Below are 15,624 nucleotides of genomic sequence, written 5' to 3'. Positions count from 1 at the left end.
CGTTTTTGTTTACCCGATCAATTCTGCAATCCCGCAAAACGCGAGATACGTCCGTTACAAAACGAAATAGCCCTTCGACAGCGTCACCGCATCATCGAGACGGATGGAGAAATCGGCTTTCTCGTCGCCGTTGATATCGGCGTAGATGTAGGTGTTGGAGGATGTCTTGTCGTAACGCAGTTCGCCTGCCTTGCCGGTGAAGGCGGCGGTGCCGAGGAAGGAGAAGGCCTGGTCGCCGGCGGTCTTGGTGCTGGCGTCGATGGTCCGGAGATCAATACGGTCGCCGGCGGTGCCTGAGAAATCGAGGATGGTGTCGCGGGTGGCGGAAGAGCCACCTGATTCGGAAAGGTGCATGTAAATAAAGCTATCCGCACCGGTACCGCCCGCAAGTTGGTCGGCACCGTTGCCGCCATGCAGATAATCGTCGCCGGCGTCGCCATAGAGCTTGTCGTTGCCATCGCCGCCCAGCAAGACGTCGGTACCGCCGCCGCCGGACAATTTGTCCGCACTCCTGCTCCCGAGCATATAATCCCGGCCGGTATCACCGTTATCGACGACGGCAGTCTTATTGCTGAAGATGAAATCGGAAGCGCTCAACTGCGCGCGTTTCAATCCTTCGATCTCAAAACCATTGGCGGTCCCGTTGACTGAGAAGGATACACCACTGGACGAAGTCCAGGAAAGCAACTCGAACTGGTCGAAGCTCGAAACTCCCAGTGCCGAGACGTCTATGCGGTCCAGGCCCAGTTGGAAGTCCTTTATGATATCGAACGTTTCATTTGCACCGGCAGCATAATCCGCGAATGATGCGACCTTGAATATATCCGACCCGCCTTGACCATAGAGCTCGTTTACATCCGCTCCTCCGGACAATGTATCATTTCCGGCACCGCCGAACAGTGTGTCGAAGCCGGCTCCGCCAGTCAGCTTGTCGGCCGAAGAACCGCCAAAAAGCGTATCGTCAGAACTGCTGCCCTTCAGAACTGTCGGATTCTTGGCGAAGATGAAATCGCCAGCCGTCAGCTTTGCCAGCGCAACATTTTTCAACGTGACGGAGTGATGGCCATCTCTGTAATGTGCCGAGAAATACACTCCTCCGGTATAAGAGCTCAACACCAGCTTCATCTGATCGAAGCTGGTTATACCAAAACCTGAAACGTCGAGCTTGTCTACGCCGACTTGAAAATCAGCGATCACGTCCTCACTGGGCTGTCCAGCGATCCGTACGGTTACCTTGAAGGTATCGGCGCCCGCCTCGCCATACAAGACATTATCGCCGGTTCCACCGGAAATGACATCGTTCCCCGCACCACCGAATACCTCATCGTCGCCCGCACTTCCGATCAGCGTGTTGGCGCCCTTGCCACCAAACAACTGTCCATCGTTGACTGTCGCTGTCTGGGTCGCCAGATCCTGCTTGCTGAAGATAAAATCCGCAGCTGTGAGCTTATCCGGATCGATACCGTTCAGATGCAGGCTTTGATAATAGTTCACGGATTTGATTTCTATGTCCGTTCCGGTTTCGTGAAAGTCCTCCTCCAGGAGATGACGCAATTGTTCGAAGCTGGTGACGGACGACCGTGAAAGATCGATCCGGTCGATACCGAGCTGAAAATCGCCGATCACATCATAACCTGATACCTTCTGATCCAGCTTGAAAATGTCGGCGCCTGCCTGACCATAAAGGAGATCGTTTCCTTCGCCGCCACTCAGGATATCGTTCCCGGCACCACCATAAAGACGGTCGGAACCAGCACCGCCCTTCAGCGTGTCAACGACAGCACTGCCGAACAGATAGTCATTGCCCGTTGTCCCGATAACGGTTTTGTTCAGAGTCTTGTCAAAGATGAAGTCCCGCGCCGTGAATTTCGTGGTATCGACATCGTTCAGCACCAGATCATAACCGAACAAGAAGGTCGAGTTACCTCCAAGCCCGAACAGAAGCTTTACCTGATCAAGACTGGTAACGCCTGCGACCGACAGATCGAGTTTGTCCACACCGACCTGGAAATCCATGATGTATGTAGTCTCATAAAACTCAGACGTCTCTGACCGGCCCCTGAAAATGTCGGCGCCCGTTCCTCCGTAAACTTCATCACTGAAGCCGAAGACCAGAACGTCATTTCCGGCACCGCCGAATATACGGTCCTCGCCGGTGAAGCCACCCAGCGTGTCGTTGTCGGCGCTGCCGAAAATCCAATCGTTTTGTGTTGTCCCCTTGTCCGTGACCGGGCCACTTTTGCTGAAGATGAAGTCCTTCGCGTCAAGCATATCGAGTTCAACATTGAAGATGCGCACTACGTTCCAGTACCCACCCCGAGAGGCTTCGAAATCCACTTCCGTCGAGCCTGTGTCCTCCAGGATCAGTTTGATTTGTTCAAAGCCTGATATGCCGAAGGCTGAGACATCGATCTTGTCGACCCCGTTTTCGAAATCAGCAATGATGTAATGTTGATTTTTCGCGGTACGAGCGCTCATCTGGAAGACGTCTGCACCGCCCTGACCATACAGCCTGTCACCAGTCGTGGATTCGCTGTATCCGCCGACAAGGATGTCGTTTCCGTCGCCGCCGAAGAGCGTGTCATCGCCATCGTTGCCGCTCAGCGTATCGTTGCCGCTGCCACCAAACAACGCATCTTCGAAAGCGGTTCCGGCCTGAATCGGAGCATCCGGCTCACTAAAGATGAAGTCTGTCGCCTTCAGATTCTTGAATGCAATATCCTGCACTGTAAAGCCGTGCTTAATTCCCCCATAAAATGCAACGAAAGAGGCGTCTCCGTTACCAGCATTGTCGCCGATCAAAAGCTTTAACTGAGCAAAACTGGAAATACCGAAAGCGGAGACGTCGATCTTGTCGATGCCGCTTGTAAAATCCATGATGGAGTCGCCGCTGTATTCGCCGCTTTTATTGGGACGTTCGCTAAGGGTAAAAATATCGGCGCCGCCCTTGCCGTAAAGGAAGTTATGTCCCGCACCGCCGATGATGACATCGCCACCACTCGTGCCGGTCAGCGTCTCTTCGGTCTTGTTCTTCCCTACAATCGTCGCCATGCCGCAATCATCCGCCCAATTCGAAACCATATCAGGCGGTTAAGCTATGACGACCTAATGCCTTCCCGCACGATGCGGTAGAAGATTTATAGCAAGGGTTGCATCGGAAACAATCGGCGCGGGAGAAATTGTTTTTTAATATTAACCGGTAAACGCCGCTGGCGGGCCGGAGCGGGACCGCCAGCGGAAAATGCGTTCAGAGCACGAAATAGCCCTTCGACAAGGTCACCGCGTCATCGAGATGGATGGCGAAATCAGCTTTCTTGTCGCCGTTGATATCGGCGTAGATATAGGTGTCGGACGTCTTCTTGTCGTAGCGCAGCTCGCCGGCCTTGCCGGTGAAGGCAGCGGTGCCGAGGAAGGAGAAGGCCTGGTTGCCGGCGGTTTTGGTGCTGGCGTCGATGCCGGAAAGATCGATCCGGTCGCCGCCGGTGCCTGAGAAATCGAAGATCGTGTCGCGGCCTGTGGACGACACTCTGGAGTCCGACAGTGTCTTGAACAGGAACACGTCCTTGCCCGCGCCGCCTGAAAGATCGTCCGCGCCGGCGCCGCCATAGAGCGTATCATCACCGGCATCGCCATAGAGCTTGTCGTTGCCGCCATAGCCGAACACCGTATCGTTGCCCGCGCCCGCCACGATTTTATCCGCGCCGATGCCGCCCTTCAGCGTCTCGCCCTTCGTGCTGCCGTTGATCGTTTCGATGACATCGGTGATGGAGATCGTGAAGGTCTTGATCGTCGTCTTGCCGGCAAGGTCGGTCACCTCGACCGTGATCGTGTCCTTCTGCAGCTTTTCATAATCGAAGACCTTGCCGACCTGCAGCTTGTTGCCGGAAAGCTTGAACAGGCCGCCGGCGCTGTCGGTCAACCGGTAGGTGACGGCACCGCCTTCGGGGTCGGTCGCGGAGAAGACGCCGACCGTCGTTCCCACCGCCGTATTTTCCGCCACGGAGGTTCTGGAAAGAGACGGCGCGGTTGGAGCGCGGTTTGCCGGCGTGCTGATCGTCGTGTCATCGAATTCGATCTTCTCGATGCTTACAAGCAGGTCGGAACCGACCTTGACGCTGCCGTCGGCATTGCGGGTGATGACGTAGTCGCTGCGCTTTCCGGCGAAAACCGCCGTATCCGTGCCACTGCCGCCATAAAGACGGTCAATGCCGGCGCCGCCGATCAATCGGTCATTGCCCACCCCGCCAAACAGCTGGTCGTCGCCGTCGCCGCCATCCAGCGTGTCGGCTTGCCTGCTCCCGAATATCCGGTCGTTACGCGCGGTGCCGACCTCATCCTTCGCCCCTTGCGTGTCGAAGATGAAATCATTGGCCGTCAGCTTGCTCTTGGCAACCTTGCTCAACTGGATCGAGTGGTTGTAGCCGAAGTAATAGGCGTTGAAAAAGGCATCCGTGCCGTTCTTCGTCTCGAGGATCAGTTGCAACTGGTCGAAGCTGGAAATACCGAAGGCGGAAATGTCGATCTTGTCGCTACCAACCCGGAAATCGCCGATCGTGTCGGCGCTGAACTCGTAGTCAGCCGCCCGCTCGATCATCCTGAACGTGTCCGAACCGCCCTGCCCGTAGAGAAGGTTGGTGTCCGAGCCGCCGACGAGAACGTCGTTGCCGCTACCGCCGAACAGCTGGTCGCTGCCGTCGAGGCCGGAAAGCGTATCGGCCTGCGCGCTGCCGAACAGGCGATCATCGCGCGCGGTGCCGACCTCGGTCTTCGCTCCTTGGGTGTCGTAGATGAAATCGGCGGCCGTCAGCTTGCTCACAGCAACCTTGCTGAACTGGATCGAGTGGTTGTAGCCGAAGTAATAGGCGTTGAAAAAGGCATCCGTGCCGTTCTTCGTCTCCAGGATCAGCTTCAGTTGGTCGAAGCTGGAAATGCCAAAGGCAGAAACGTCGACCTTGTCGCTACCAACCCGGAAATCGCCGATCGTGTCGGCGCTGAACTCGTAATCAGCCGCCCGCTCGATCATCCTGAACGTGTCCGAGCCGCCCTGCCCGTAGAGATGGTTGGTGTCCGAGCCGCCGACGAGAACGTCGTTGCCGCTACCGCCGAACAGCTGGTCGCTGCCGTCGAGGCCGGAAAGCGTATCGGCCTGCGTGCTGCCGAACAGGCGGTCATCGCGGGCGGTGCCGGCCTCGGTCTTTGCTCCTTGGGTGTCGTAGATGAAATCGGCGGACGTCAGCTTGCCGGCCGTGATCCCGTTTATCTGGATCGAGTGGTTGTAGCCAAAATAGTAGGCATTGAAAAAAGCATCGGTGCCGTTCTTCGTCTCCAGGATCAGCTTCAGCTGATCGAAACTGGAAATGCCGAAGGCCGAGACATCGATCTTGTCTGCGCCGATCTGGAAATCACCGATCGTGTCGGCGCTGAATTCGTAGTCATCCAGCCGCTCGATCACCCTGAACGTGTCCGAGCCGCCCTGTCCATAGAGAAGGTTGGTGTCCGAGCCACCGACGAGAACGTCGTTGCCAGCGCCGCCGAACAGTTGGTCGCTGCCGTCGAGGCCGGAAAGCGTATCGGCCTGCGTGCTGCCGAACATGCGGTCATCGCGCGCGGTGCCGGCTTCGGTCTTTGCTCCGTGCGTGTCGAAGATGAAATCAGCCGCCGTCAGCTTGCTGGCCGTGACCCCGTTTATCTGGATCGAGTGTTTATAGCCGAAATAGTAGGCGTTAAAAAAGGCATCCGTGCCGTTCTTCGTTTCAAGGATCAGCTTCAGCTGATCAAAACTGGAGATACCGAAGGCGGAGACATCGATCTTGTCGGCCCCCTGCTGAAAGTCGGCGATCGTGTCAGCACTGAACTTGTAGTCGGCGAGACGCGTGCTCGCTTCGAACCGGTCCGCGCCGCCCTTCCCGTACAAAAGATTCTCGCCCGCACCGCCGACCAACGTATCGCCGCTGCTCCCACCTGTCAGCGTTTCGTTGGTCTCATTAATTCCGACAATTCTTGCCATAGAACGTCCATCCATCCATTTTCACTAAAATATCAGGCAGTTATATGCGCCCTCCCGCCTTCAGCGGACGGCGCAATTTATAGCGAAGGTTGCAAGAGAAACAATTGCAGCGGGAAAAAAATATGATGCCGGAGACGAGGCTACCAATCCGGAATGCCGTGAACGGTCTTCACATGCCCGTTCGGACAGCGAGACCGAACGGTTTTGCGAGCGCCGGAGGCCGGATTGTTCAATTCAGGAAGCGCAATCGGATGTTCTTTCAAAAATGAATGACGCCAAGCAAAACTGCCGCAGCGGTAAGCGCTGCGCGGGCCAAAGCCTCGAAACGCGGGGGTTTTACAAGCGGGTCATCGACCCGGCGTGCGGCGGGCACGCAAAAGCCCGGCGGATCGCTCCGCCGGGCTTTTCATGACATCGAAGGACCGGTCTCAGGCAAGAGTTGCCGAGATTTCCGTCGAGGTGCGCAGCGCGTGGCTGTAGGGGCAGACGATGTGGGCGGCGGCGACGAGCTTTTCGCCGACTTCGCGATCGACACCCGGCAGGCTGACGGAGATCGACGGGTTGATGTAGAAACCGGTGCCGTCTTCGCGCGGGCCGATGCCGACGGTTGCGGTCACGGTCGCATCTTCCGGGATCTTCACCTTTTCCTTGCCGGCGACGAACTTCAGCGCGCCGAGGAAGCAGGCCGAATAGCCGGCGGCAAAGAGCTGCTCGGGATTGGTGCCGGTCGCGCCGTCGCCGCCGAGTTCCTTCGGCACGGTGAGCGTGACATCGAGAACGCCGTTTTCACTCACGGCGTGGCCGGCGCGGCCACCGGTTGCGGATGCCTTGGTTGTGTAGAGAATTGGCATTGTCTGTCTCCTTGGTTCTGGGGTCTCGGGGTTCCGGGCGGTTGATCGTGGGGCAATTGGGTGCCTGAGCATTCAATAGCGCATAATTTAATTGGACGCAATATAATTTTGCAAATTGCAAAACATCGTCTAAACTGCGAGAATGCAAGGTATGAACAACGATAGTGACAAGCGTAAGGACGATCTGAAAGACGGCGATGCGCTAGCGCTCGGCCAGCAGCTCTGCTTTGCCGTCTATTCCGTGGCGCATGCCTTCAACCGCACCTACAAGCCGCTGCTCGACAAGTTCGGCCTCACCTACCCGCAATATCTGGTGCTTCTGGCGCTCTGGCAGAAGGACAAGATGACGGTCAAGGGCATCGGCGAGGAGCTGGGACTGGATTCCGGCACGCTCTCGCCGCTGCTCAAGCGGCTGGAAACAGCCGGCTTCGTCAGCCGCATCCGCGACAAGAGCGACGAACGGCAGGTCATCATCACGCTGACCCCCAAGGGCGTGGGACTGAAGACCGACGCCTTCGGCATCCTGATGGAGATCGGCAAGGCGACGGGATGCAGCATGGAGGAAGCCGCCGCGCTGCGCTCCGCGCTTCATGATCTCAACCGGCACCTCGACGAGAACCCGCAAGACCAGAGCCTCGTGCGCTAAAGCGGCGCGTCAACCTTCCAATAGACAACCGGTGCGCTAATTCACTCCCAGCGGTTTCTGATCACTGGAAGGCGGTACTCTTGCGCCAGGACCATCCAGCCATAGTATCCGGCATGCTGACGGGATGGATCAGCATCGGCGTCGGCTCGGCGATCATGGCACTGTGGCTTGCCCAGCCTATCGACCTTGCGCTAGCAGCACCGGTCCTCTTCGCGATGCAATTCAACACGGCGCTCTGTTTCGTGGTTTCGGGCGCCGCCGTCTGCCTGTTGCTGGCGGATGCGCGGCGCATGTCGATCGTGCTTGCGGGTCTGGCCGCCCTGTTTGCCGCGGCGATGCTGGCGGAGCATATTTTGGCGATCGACCTGAAGATCGACCGGCTTTTCATCACACCGTTCGTGACGGTCGGCGCCAATCCCGCCGGCCGCATGGCGCCCAATGCCGCGCTCTGCTTCGTGCTGATCAACGCCGCGGTGATCCTCAGCGGCATCCTCGGCCGCACCTCGCACATCCGCGTCGTGCTGGCAGCGCTGGTCTTCCTGATCTCGACAAGCGCCCTGCTCGCCTACCTTCTCACCATCTCGACCGCCCATAACTGGCTGCCGCTGGCGCGCATGTCGCCACAGACGGCCTTTTGTTTTTTCGCGCTTTCGACAGGGCTGATCTTTACCGGCATCGAGCGGCTCGGTTATCACCCGCCCGTGGTCGCAGCGACGCTGGCGGCGGCAACATATTTTCTTCTCCTGACCCTCACCTATGTCGAGCTGCGGCGGCAGGAAGTCCTGTTTACGCAGGAACTTCCGGCAAGCGAACACGGCAATGCACGCTCGACGCTACTGGCCGTTCTCCTCCTGTCCGGCGCGGTCTATGCCTGCCTGATCATCTACGCCTTTCGAAGTTCGGAACGGTCGCGGAAAATGGCCTTACAACTCAGCGAGAGCCGGAAGCGGCTGGCGGCCATCATCGATACCGCAGCCGACGGCTTCATCACCATCGACCAGCGCGGCACCATCCTGTCGGTCAATCCGGCCTGCGAAGCCATCTTCGGCTACCCGGCCGACGAGATGATCCGGCAGAACATCAAGATGCTGATGCCCCGCCACGATGACCATAAGCAGTATGCGGCAAGCGCCGAGGAGACCGGCATGGCGGCGACGGCCGGCGCCGTTCGCGAACTGGAAGGGCAGCGCAAGGACGGCTCCACCTTCCCCGCCGATCTTTCGGTCGCAAGGATCGATCTCGATGACCAGGTACTCTACAGCAGCGTCGTGCGCGATATTTCCGAACGCAAGGCCTACGAGCGTGACATCCTCGACGCCAATGCCGAGCTTGAGGAATTCTCCTACCGGACATCGCACGACCTGCGCTCGCCGATCGCCTCGTCGCTCGGGCTGATGTCGATCGTCCAGGACATGATCCGGCAGGGAGCCGGGGTGCCGGAACTCCAGCCGGTGCTGTCACGGATCGACCAGAGCTTTCGCAAGCTCGACCACCTGATCCAGAACATCATTCTTCTCACCCGCACCAAGGTGATGGACGAGCCGGAAAGCACGATCCCCGTCGCCCACACCGTGCGGGAAACGCTCGAGCGGCTGCGGCACATGGACGGCGGCCGTCTTTCCACCGTCCATATCGACATTCCAGACACGATGGTCGTGCGCAGGAAAGCGAGCCGGTTTCAGATCATCGTCGACAATCTGCTGTCGAATGCCATCAAGTATCACGACCCGGCAGAACAGGTCCCCGAGATCTTCGTCCGAGCCTCTGCCGTCAAGGGACGCTTCGTGCTGTCGGTTGCCGACAACGGGCTTGGCATTCCACCCGGCAGCGAGCCGCAGCTGTTCCAGATGTTCAAGCGCTTCCATCCACAGCACGCCCCCGGCAGTGGGCTCGGGCTCTACATCCTGCGCAAGAGCGTCGAGCACCTGGGCGGCACGGTGGCCTACCGCCGGCAGGACAAGGGCAGCATTTTCACGGTGACATTGCCGGAGGAGAAGAGGAGATGAAGATGCACTCCATATTGACCGTCGATGACGACGAAAACGACCAGTTCATCTGCACCTATACGATCCGCAGGTTCGATCCCGACATCAAGGTGCTGAAAGCCATGAACGGGCTGGAGGCGCTGAACCTGCTGAGGGGAACAACGCCCGATGCCGTCATCCTCGACATCAACATGCCGGTCATGAACGGCTTCGAGTTCCTGGAGCACTACAAGAAGGAGTTCGACACGCATGCGCCCGTGGTCGCCATGCTGACCAGCTCACACCACGCCGCCGACCGCGAGAGGGCGTTGCGCTACGATTTCGTCAAGAGCTATTTCGAAAAGCCGCTGACGCCGGAAAACCTGCGGGTGATGTCGGTGCTTCTGGGAAAAGAGAAACACAGGACATGAACGATGGATGCGGTTTGGCGCACCGACAGCGATGCGCCACCGTATCAGATCACCAGGATAGGCGCGCCGTTGCGGACGCGATCGTAGAGATCGATGACATCCTGGTTGATCAGCCGCACGCATCCCGACGATACGGCCTTGCCGATCGACTGCCATTCCGGCGATCCATGCAGGCGATAGAGCGTGTCCTCGCCATTCTGGAAGATGTACATTGCGCGTGCGCCGAGCGGATTGTCGATGCCCGGAGGCATGCCGCCATTGGCGATCGAGTATTTTTCCAGCTGCGGCTGGCGGGCGACCATTTCGTTCGGCGGCTTCCAGCGCGGCCATTTCTGCTTCCACTGGATCACGCCCCTGCCGGACCAGGCGAACCCCTCGCGACCGATGCCGACGCCATAGCGCATAGCGGAACCGTTGGAGAGAATGAGGTAGAGGAAGCGCTCGCCGGTATCGACGATGATGGTGCCCGGACGTTCGCCGAATGTGTTGTCGACCTGCTGGCGATAGAAGCGCGCATCGATCTGCTGATAGGGCACCGCCGGGATGTTGAAACCGTCGTCGGATTTGGGGCCGTACATCTCGGCGTAATAGGCCGATTGCGGTGGCAGGCCGCTCGGCTCCACGCCGCCATCGACCGGGCCTTCCAGCTCGGCTCCATAGCGCGGATCGCTGAAACGGCCCTCAAGTGCCGGATTGCGAAAATAGGGCGCGGTTTCGGCACGGAAGCGGTCCGTGTTCATCGAAGACGTGCATCCTGCAAGACCGGCCGACGCCACGGCAAGCCCGGACATATTGAGGAATTGCCGGCGGGAGAGAGATTTCGAGAGGGTCATTGAACTCTACATATTCCGTTGACGCGGATTGGCGAACACGCGGCGCAAAAGCCGCGCAGAATGATATCCCGGCCACGCATGCCGGTCCCTGTCACAAGTATGGCAATTGCGGCTGGAACGGGGCTTGCGCCAAACAAGCGTCTTCACAACTGCGCGAGGCCGCCCGGGCGATGCAAAAAGAACACAGACATCAGGCGGCGTTCACCCCGCCAGCAAGGCGACAAACGCCGCCGCTCCAACCGGGCGGCTGATGAAATAGCCCTGGATATCGTCGCAGCCGCTGGCCCGCAGAAAATCGACCTGCTCCTGCGTCTCCACGCCTTCGGCGATGACCTGCATCTGCAGTTTCTGCGCCAGCGAGATGATCGCGCCGGTGATTGCCATGTCGTCGGCGTCGCGCGGAATATCCTGAACGAAGGAGCGGTCGATCTTCAATCGCCGGACCGGAAAGCTTTTCAACGCGCTGAGGCTCGAATAGCCGGTACCGAAATCATCGATGGCAAGGTGGACGCCGAGCGCTTCGAGCTCGTGCATGGTGGCGACCGCCGTGCCGACATCCTGCATGATCAGGCTCTCGGTCAATTCCAACTCCAGAAAACGAGGCTCCAGCCCGGTTTCCTCAAGAACTTCAGCGACGCGGGCCACCCAGTTGCGCTCCTTGAACTGACGGGCGGACACATTGACGCTGACGACGATCGGCGGCAGGCCGGCATCCTGCCAGGCCTTGTTCTGGCGGCAGGCTTCGTTCAGCACCCAATCGCCGATCGGCACGATCAGGCCGGTTTCCTCGGCAAGCGGGATGAACTCGCCCGGCGAAATCATCCCACGCTCCGGATGCTGCCATCGCAGCAGCGATTCGGCGGCGAAAATCCTGCCCGTCTTCAGGTTCATCTGCGGCTGATAATGCAGCACAAACTCTTCGCGGGTGACAGCGTCGCGCAACTCCTCGTGGCGCAGCAGCTTTTGATGGGCCTTGGCCGCCATTTCGGCGTCGAACACCTGCAGATTGTTGCGGCCGGCTTCCTTGGCCCGGTACATGGCCGAATCGGCATTGGCAAGCAGTTCGGTCGCGGTCTCGCCGTGATCGGGATAGCAGACCACCCCCATCGAACAACTGACCTGCAGGCTGCGACCGCCCAGCACCAGCGGCGCGCCGATGGCCGCGCGAATATCCTCCAGCCGGGACAGCACGATGCCGCTATCGGGCGGCAGGCCGTTCAGGAGAATGATGAATTCGTCGCCGCCGACCCGCACGATCATGTCGGACTTGCGCACGCAGGCGAGCATTCGGCCTGCAACGACCCGCAGCAGCTCATCGCCGGCATTGTGGCCGAGCGTGTCATTGATCAGCTTGAAATTGTCGAGATCGAGGAATGCAAGGGCCACCCACTGGCCCGTGACGCGCGCCTGCTGCAGGGCGCTGGCGACGCGTTCGTCGAACAAAACCCGGTTGGGCAGGCCGGTCAGGGCATCATGATGCGCCATGAACTGGATGCGCTCTTCCGACTGGCGCCGTTCGATGGCGATGCCGGCCAGATGCGCCGCCATCGAAATCAGATCGCTCTGCTCGGCAGAGGGAACACCGACCTCATGCGAATAGAGGGCGAAGGTGCCAAGCACCTGCCCCTGATAGGACCGGATCGGCGTCGACCAGCAGGACCGGTAGCCCAACGGTTCAATCAGCGTGACATACTCCTCCCACAGCGGATCACTCAGGATGTCTGCAACGACGACCGGTTCGCCGCGCCAGGCGGCCGTGCCGCAGGATCCGACCTTGGGACCGATGGCGATGCCATGGATCGCCGCGCAATAGGCCTCATCAAGCCCGGGTGCCGCGCCGGTCAGGAGATGTTTGCCGTCCGGTGACAGAAGCAGGATCGAACCGATGATCCCGGGCAGATGCGCCTCGATCATCAGGATGAGCTCGTTGAAGAAATCGGCAAGCGGCGTGCTCGTGGCGATCAGTTCCAGCAATCGGGCCTGGCCGACGAGCAGGCGCTCGGCTTTCTTGCGGTCGGTGATGTCGCGCGAGACGCCGACGATGCCGATGGTCGCGCCCTGCTTGTTGCGCAGCGGCACCTTGGAGGTCATCAGCCAGCGCTCGTAGCCCTTGCCGACGAACGCCCGCTCCTCCATTCCGAAGATCGGCTGGCCCGTCTCGATGACTTGCCGTTCCGCCGCCGCCATATGGTCGACCAGCTCAGACGGGTGCAGATCGTAGTCCGTCTTGCCGATGAGATCCCGCATTTCCGCAAAACCGTTGTCGGCAACGGTGGCGCGGTTGGCGATCAGGAAACGGCCTTCGAGATCCTTGGCATAGATATAGTCGGGAATATGGTTCACCATCGTCTCGAGCCAATAATGGCGATCGGCGATGTCTGTTTCCGGACCGAACTTGCGCGAGACTTCCGCCGCAAGCCGCTGGCTTGCCGCGATCAATCGCTGCGTGTCGTCGTTGCTGGCTATCCTGGATCCGCTATCCCGTCGATGGCGGTCTAAACTTTTCGTCAAGCAAGCCTCCAAGGACGGATGCACCGTCCAAGCCGTCTCTTCCCTGTTCCCCATCTCGATCTCTAACAGCCAGAAGTTATTCTTCCCTAAAGACAACACCCCAAATGAACGTTTACCGGCCGCTATCCAGCATTGATTCAACGCCCGATCGCAATCGGGCAACACAACCCGTATCATTTCGGCGCACCGGGCACTGGCATGATCTGTGCTTCGCCGACGCAAAGGACTTGCCATGCTGAACCGACGCCTGCTTCTGTCTTCGATCGCTTCGATGGGTTTTTGCGCGACGGCGGGCGCTTCCGTCGCAGCACAGCTCAAGCCCTTACAAAACGGCCTGCGCGGCACGATCGATATCTCCGGTTACGGCGTCGACCCCGGCACCGCCTCGGACCAAAGCGACGCGATCGACCGTCTTTTCAAGGATGCCGCGCAAAAGGGCATGCCGGTCTTCCTGCCCGCCGGCGACTATCTGATCTCCGGCATCACCCTGCCCGACAATCTCTGGCTAAGCGGCGTTCCCGGCCTCACACGGCTGATCCATGCCGGCGGCGGCCATTTTCTGAGCGGCGAAGGGCTTGGCAAGGTCACCCTGTCAGACCTCGTCTTCGACGGCGGTGGCATGGCGCTGGGCAGCGAGGTCGAGGGGCTTGTCAACCTGCGCGGCGTGGCAGACCTTACCATCGAGAATTGCACCATCACCGGCTCATCGAAGCACGGCATCCACGCGGAGCGATGCGGCGGCCGGATCGACGGCAACAGCATTTCGCAGGCGGCCGCTTCCGGCATCTACGCGGTGGAAAGCTCGAGGCTGGCCATCACCGCCAACACGGTATTCGACTGCGGCAATGGCGGCATTCTCGTGCACCGCTGGGAAGCGGCGGAAGACGGCACGATGGTGAGCGGCAACCGGGTGTTCCGGATTACCGCCAAGGATGGCGGCACCGGCGAAAACGGCAACGGCATCAACATCTTTCGCGCCTGGAATGTCATGGTGACGGACAATCACGTCTCCGATTGCGCCTTTTCCGCCATCCGCGCCAACAGCGCGACAAACGTGCAGATTTCCAGCAACCAGTGCCTGCGCTCCGGCGAAACCGCCATCTATTCCGAATTCGGTTTCCAGGGCGCGATCGCTTCCGGCAACCTGATCGATGGGGCGGCCAACGGTATCCTGATCGTCAATTTCGACGAGGGCGGCAGGCTTGCGACCGTCAGCGACAACATCGTCCGCAACCTGCATCTCGACGGCCCCTATGTCCATGACGGCGCCGGCTTCGGCTTCGGCATCGCGGCGGAGGCCGACACGGTGATCTCCGGAAACGTCATCGAGAACGCGCCGAAATGGGGCCTGATGCTCGGCTGGGGACCGTACATGCGCAACATCGTTGCCACCGGCAATCTGGTGCGCGGCGCCGGCGGCGGTTGCGCCGTCACGGTGGTCGAGGGTGCGGGCACGGCGCTGATTGCCAACAACCTGTTCCAGGACGTCAAGGACGGCGCCATTCTCGGCTATCGCTGGAACGACAAGGCCACGGGCGATCTGATGAAGGGCGGCAGCGAGGCGTTCGCCCATCTGACACTTTCCGGCAACCGCACCGGCTGAAGTCCTTCACATCACAATATTTCATGGTTGATATCAACGCACTCGGCTTCAAGCGCCGGCGCGCTTGTCATAGCGTGCAGCCAAATCAAGCCAGGGGGAACTGCCATGCTGACGATTTACGGCGTTTACTGCTCGCGCGCCTCGCGCAACTACTGGATGGCGGAGGAACTCGGCATTCCCTTCACATCCGTGCCCGTCATCCAGGCCCGATTGCTGGCCGATCCGCTTGCCGCCGGTGCCCGGCTCAACACGAAGTCGCCCTCGTTTCTCGCGGTCAACCCGATGGGGCTGATCCCGGCGATCGAGGATGACGGACTGGTTCTGGCGGAATCGCTGGCCAACAACCTCTATCTTGCGCGCAAGCACGGCGGGCCGCTCGCCGGTGCTGACCTGCGCGAAGAGGGCGAGATGCTGGCGTGGACGCTGTGGGCGGCGACCGAGGTCGAGCCTCATACGGTCAAGATCGTTTTGACCTATGACAATGCGGCGGAAAACACGCCGGACGGCAAAGCGGTGATCGACGCTTCGGTCAAGGGACTGGCGAGGCCGCTGGCGCGGCTGGAGGCGCATTTGCAATCGCGGGACTATGTCGTCGGCAACCGCTTCACCGTCGCCGATCTCAACCTGGCGGAAGTGCTGCGCTATGCCATGAGTGAGAGTTACCTGATGGAGCGGCATCCCCAAGTCAAAAGTTGGCTTGCCCGTTGCCATGCACGACCGGCCTTTCAAGCGATGATGGCCGGACGACGCAAGGAAGCAGAGGCGGCCTGAGCAGCAG

The 15,624-nt window shown here is 59.7% G+C and carries 10 protein-coding genes; 5 read left to right on the top strand and 5 right to left on the bottom strand.

Annotation, left to right across the window (positions count from 1 at the left end):
* Positions 1-54: 54 nt before the first annotated feature.
* The 3 genes from J2Z75_RS15665 to J2Z75_RS15655 form a co-directional block, all read right to left on the bottom strand.
* Entirely contained in the window at positions 55-3,051 is a 2,997-nt protein-coding gene (locus tag J2Z75_RS15665; protein ID WP_209853691.1) for a calcium-binding protein, read from the bottom strand.
* 196 nt (positions 3,052-3,247) lie between these two features.
* Entirely contained in the window at positions 3,248-6,007 is a 2,760-nt protein-coding gene (locus J2Z75_RS15660) for a M10 family metallopeptidase C-terminal domain-containing protein (RefSeq protein ID WP_209853690.1), read from the bottom strand.
* A gap of 428 nt (positions 6,008-6,435) precedes the next feature.
* Positions 6,436-6,858 carry an organic hydroperoxide resistance protein gene (locus tag J2Z75_RS15655; protein WP_209853689.1) on the bottom strand — a complete coding sequence of 141 codons (423 nt, stop codon included), beginning with the start codon at positions 6,856-6,858 and terminating at the stop codon, positions 6,436-6,438.
* A gap of 151 nt (positions 6,859-7,009) precedes the next feature.
* Between J2Z75_RS15655 and J2Z75_RS15650 the strand changes: the two genes are divergently transcribed.
* The 3 genes from J2Z75_RS15650 to J2Z75_RS15640 all read left to right on the top strand — a co-directional run bounded on the left by J2Z75_RS15650 (position 7,010) and on the right by J2Z75_RS15640 (position 9,899).
* Positions 7,010-7,504, top strand: a complete 495-nt coding sequence (locus J2Z75_RS15650) for a MarR family winged helix-turn-helix transcriptional regulator (RefSeq protein WP_209853688.1) — start codon at positions 7,010-7,012, stop codon at positions 7,502-7,504.
* A gap of 80 nt (positions 7,505-7,584) precedes the next feature.
* On the top strand, positions 7,585-9,510 hold the full coding sequence (locus J2Z75_RS15645; protein WP_209853687.1) for a sensor histidine kinase: 1,926 nt from the start codon (positions 7,585-7,587) through the stop codon (positions 9,508-9,510).
* Positions 9,511-9,512: 2 nt separating this feature from the next.
* Positions 9,513-9,899, top strand: a complete 387-nt coding sequence (locus J2Z75_RS15640) for a response regulator (RefSeq protein ID WP_209853686.1) — start codon at positions 9,513-9,515, stop codon at positions 9,897-9,899.
* 44 nt (positions 9,900-9,943) lie between these two features.
* Here the strand turns inward: J2Z75_RS15640 and J2Z75_RS15635 are convergent, their stop codons facing one another.
* Positions 9,944-10,732 (bottom strand): L,D-transpeptidase family protein, encoded by a 789-nt coding sequence (locus tag J2Z75_RS15635; protein ID WP_209853685.1) that lies wholly within the window; start codon positions 10,730-10,732, stop codon positions 9,944-9,946.
* Positions 10,733-10,933: 201 nt separating this feature from the next.
* Positions 10,934-13,297 carry a putative bifunctional diguanylate cyclase/phosphodiesterase gene (locus J2Z75_RS15630; protein WP_209853684.1) on the bottom strand — a complete coding sequence of 788 codons (2,364 nt, stop codon included), beginning with the start codon at positions 13,295-13,297 and terminating at the stop codon, positions 10,934-10,936.
* A gap of 178 nt (positions 13,298-13,475) precedes the next feature.
* Between J2Z75_RS15630 and J2Z75_RS15625 the strand changes: the two genes are divergently transcribed.
* Positions 13,476-14,846 carry a TIGR03808 family TAT-translocated repetitive protein gene (locus tag J2Z75_RS15625; protein ID WP_209853683.1) on the top strand — a complete coding sequence of 457 codons (1,371 nt, stop codon included), beginning with the start codon at positions 13,476-13,478 and terminating at the stop codon, positions 14,844-14,846.
* A 105-nt stretch (positions 14,847-14,951) separates the two neighbouring features.
* On the top strand, positions 14,952-15,617 hold the full coding sequence (locus J2Z75_RS15620; protein WP_209853682.1) for a glutathione S-transferase family protein: 666 nt from the start codon (positions 14,952-14,954) through the stop codon (positions 15,615-15,617).
* The last annotated feature ends 7 nt before the right edge of the window (positions 15,618-15,624 follow it).

It is taken from the genome of Rhizobium herbae, from assembly GCF_017873135.1.
GTDB classification, from domain to species: domain Bacteria; phylum Pseudomonadota; class Alphaproteobacteria; order Rhizobiales; family Rhizobiaceae; genus Pararhizobium; species Pararhizobium herbae.
The sequence above is the reverse complement of the archived record's forward strand: the minus strand, read 5'-3'. Positions and strand labels throughout refer to the sequence as shown.

Coding starts and splice junctions, on each gene's coding strand:
- J2Z75_RS15665 (WP_209853691.1), bottom strand. CDS start 3,051: ATGGCGACGATTGTAGGGAAGAACAAGACCGAAGAGACGCTGACCGGC.
- J2Z75_RS15660 (WP_209853690.1), bottom strand. CDS start 6,007: ATGGCAAGAATTGTCGGAATTAATGAGACCAACGAAACGCTGACAGGT.
- J2Z75_RS15655 (WP_209853689.1), bottom strand. CDS start 6,858: ATGCCAATTCTCTACACAACCAAGGCATCCGCAACCGGTGGCCGCGCC.
- J2Z75_RS15650 (WP_209853688.1), top strand. CDS start 7,010: ATGAACAACGATAGTGACAAGCGTAAGGACGATCTGAAAGACGGCGAT.
- J2Z75_RS15640 (WP_209853686.1), top strand. CDS start 9,513: ATGCACTCCATATTGACCGTCGATGACGACGAAAACGACCAGTTCATC.
- J2Z75_RS15635 (WP_209853685.1), bottom strand. CDS start 10,732: ATGACCCTCTCGAAATCTCTCTCCCGCCGGCAATTCCTCAATATGTCC.
- J2Z75_RS15630 (WP_209853684.1), bottom strand. CDS start 13,297: ATGGGGAACAGGGAAGAGACGGCTTGGACGGTGCATCCGTCCTTGGAG.
- J2Z75_RS15625 (WP_209853683.1), top strand. CDS start 13,476: ATGCTGAACCGACGCCTGCTTCTGTCTTCGATCGCTTCGATGGGTTTT.
- J2Z75_RS15620 (WP_209853682.1), top strand. CDS start 14,952: ATGCTGACGATTTACGGCGTTTACTGCTCGCGCGCCTCGCGCAACTAC.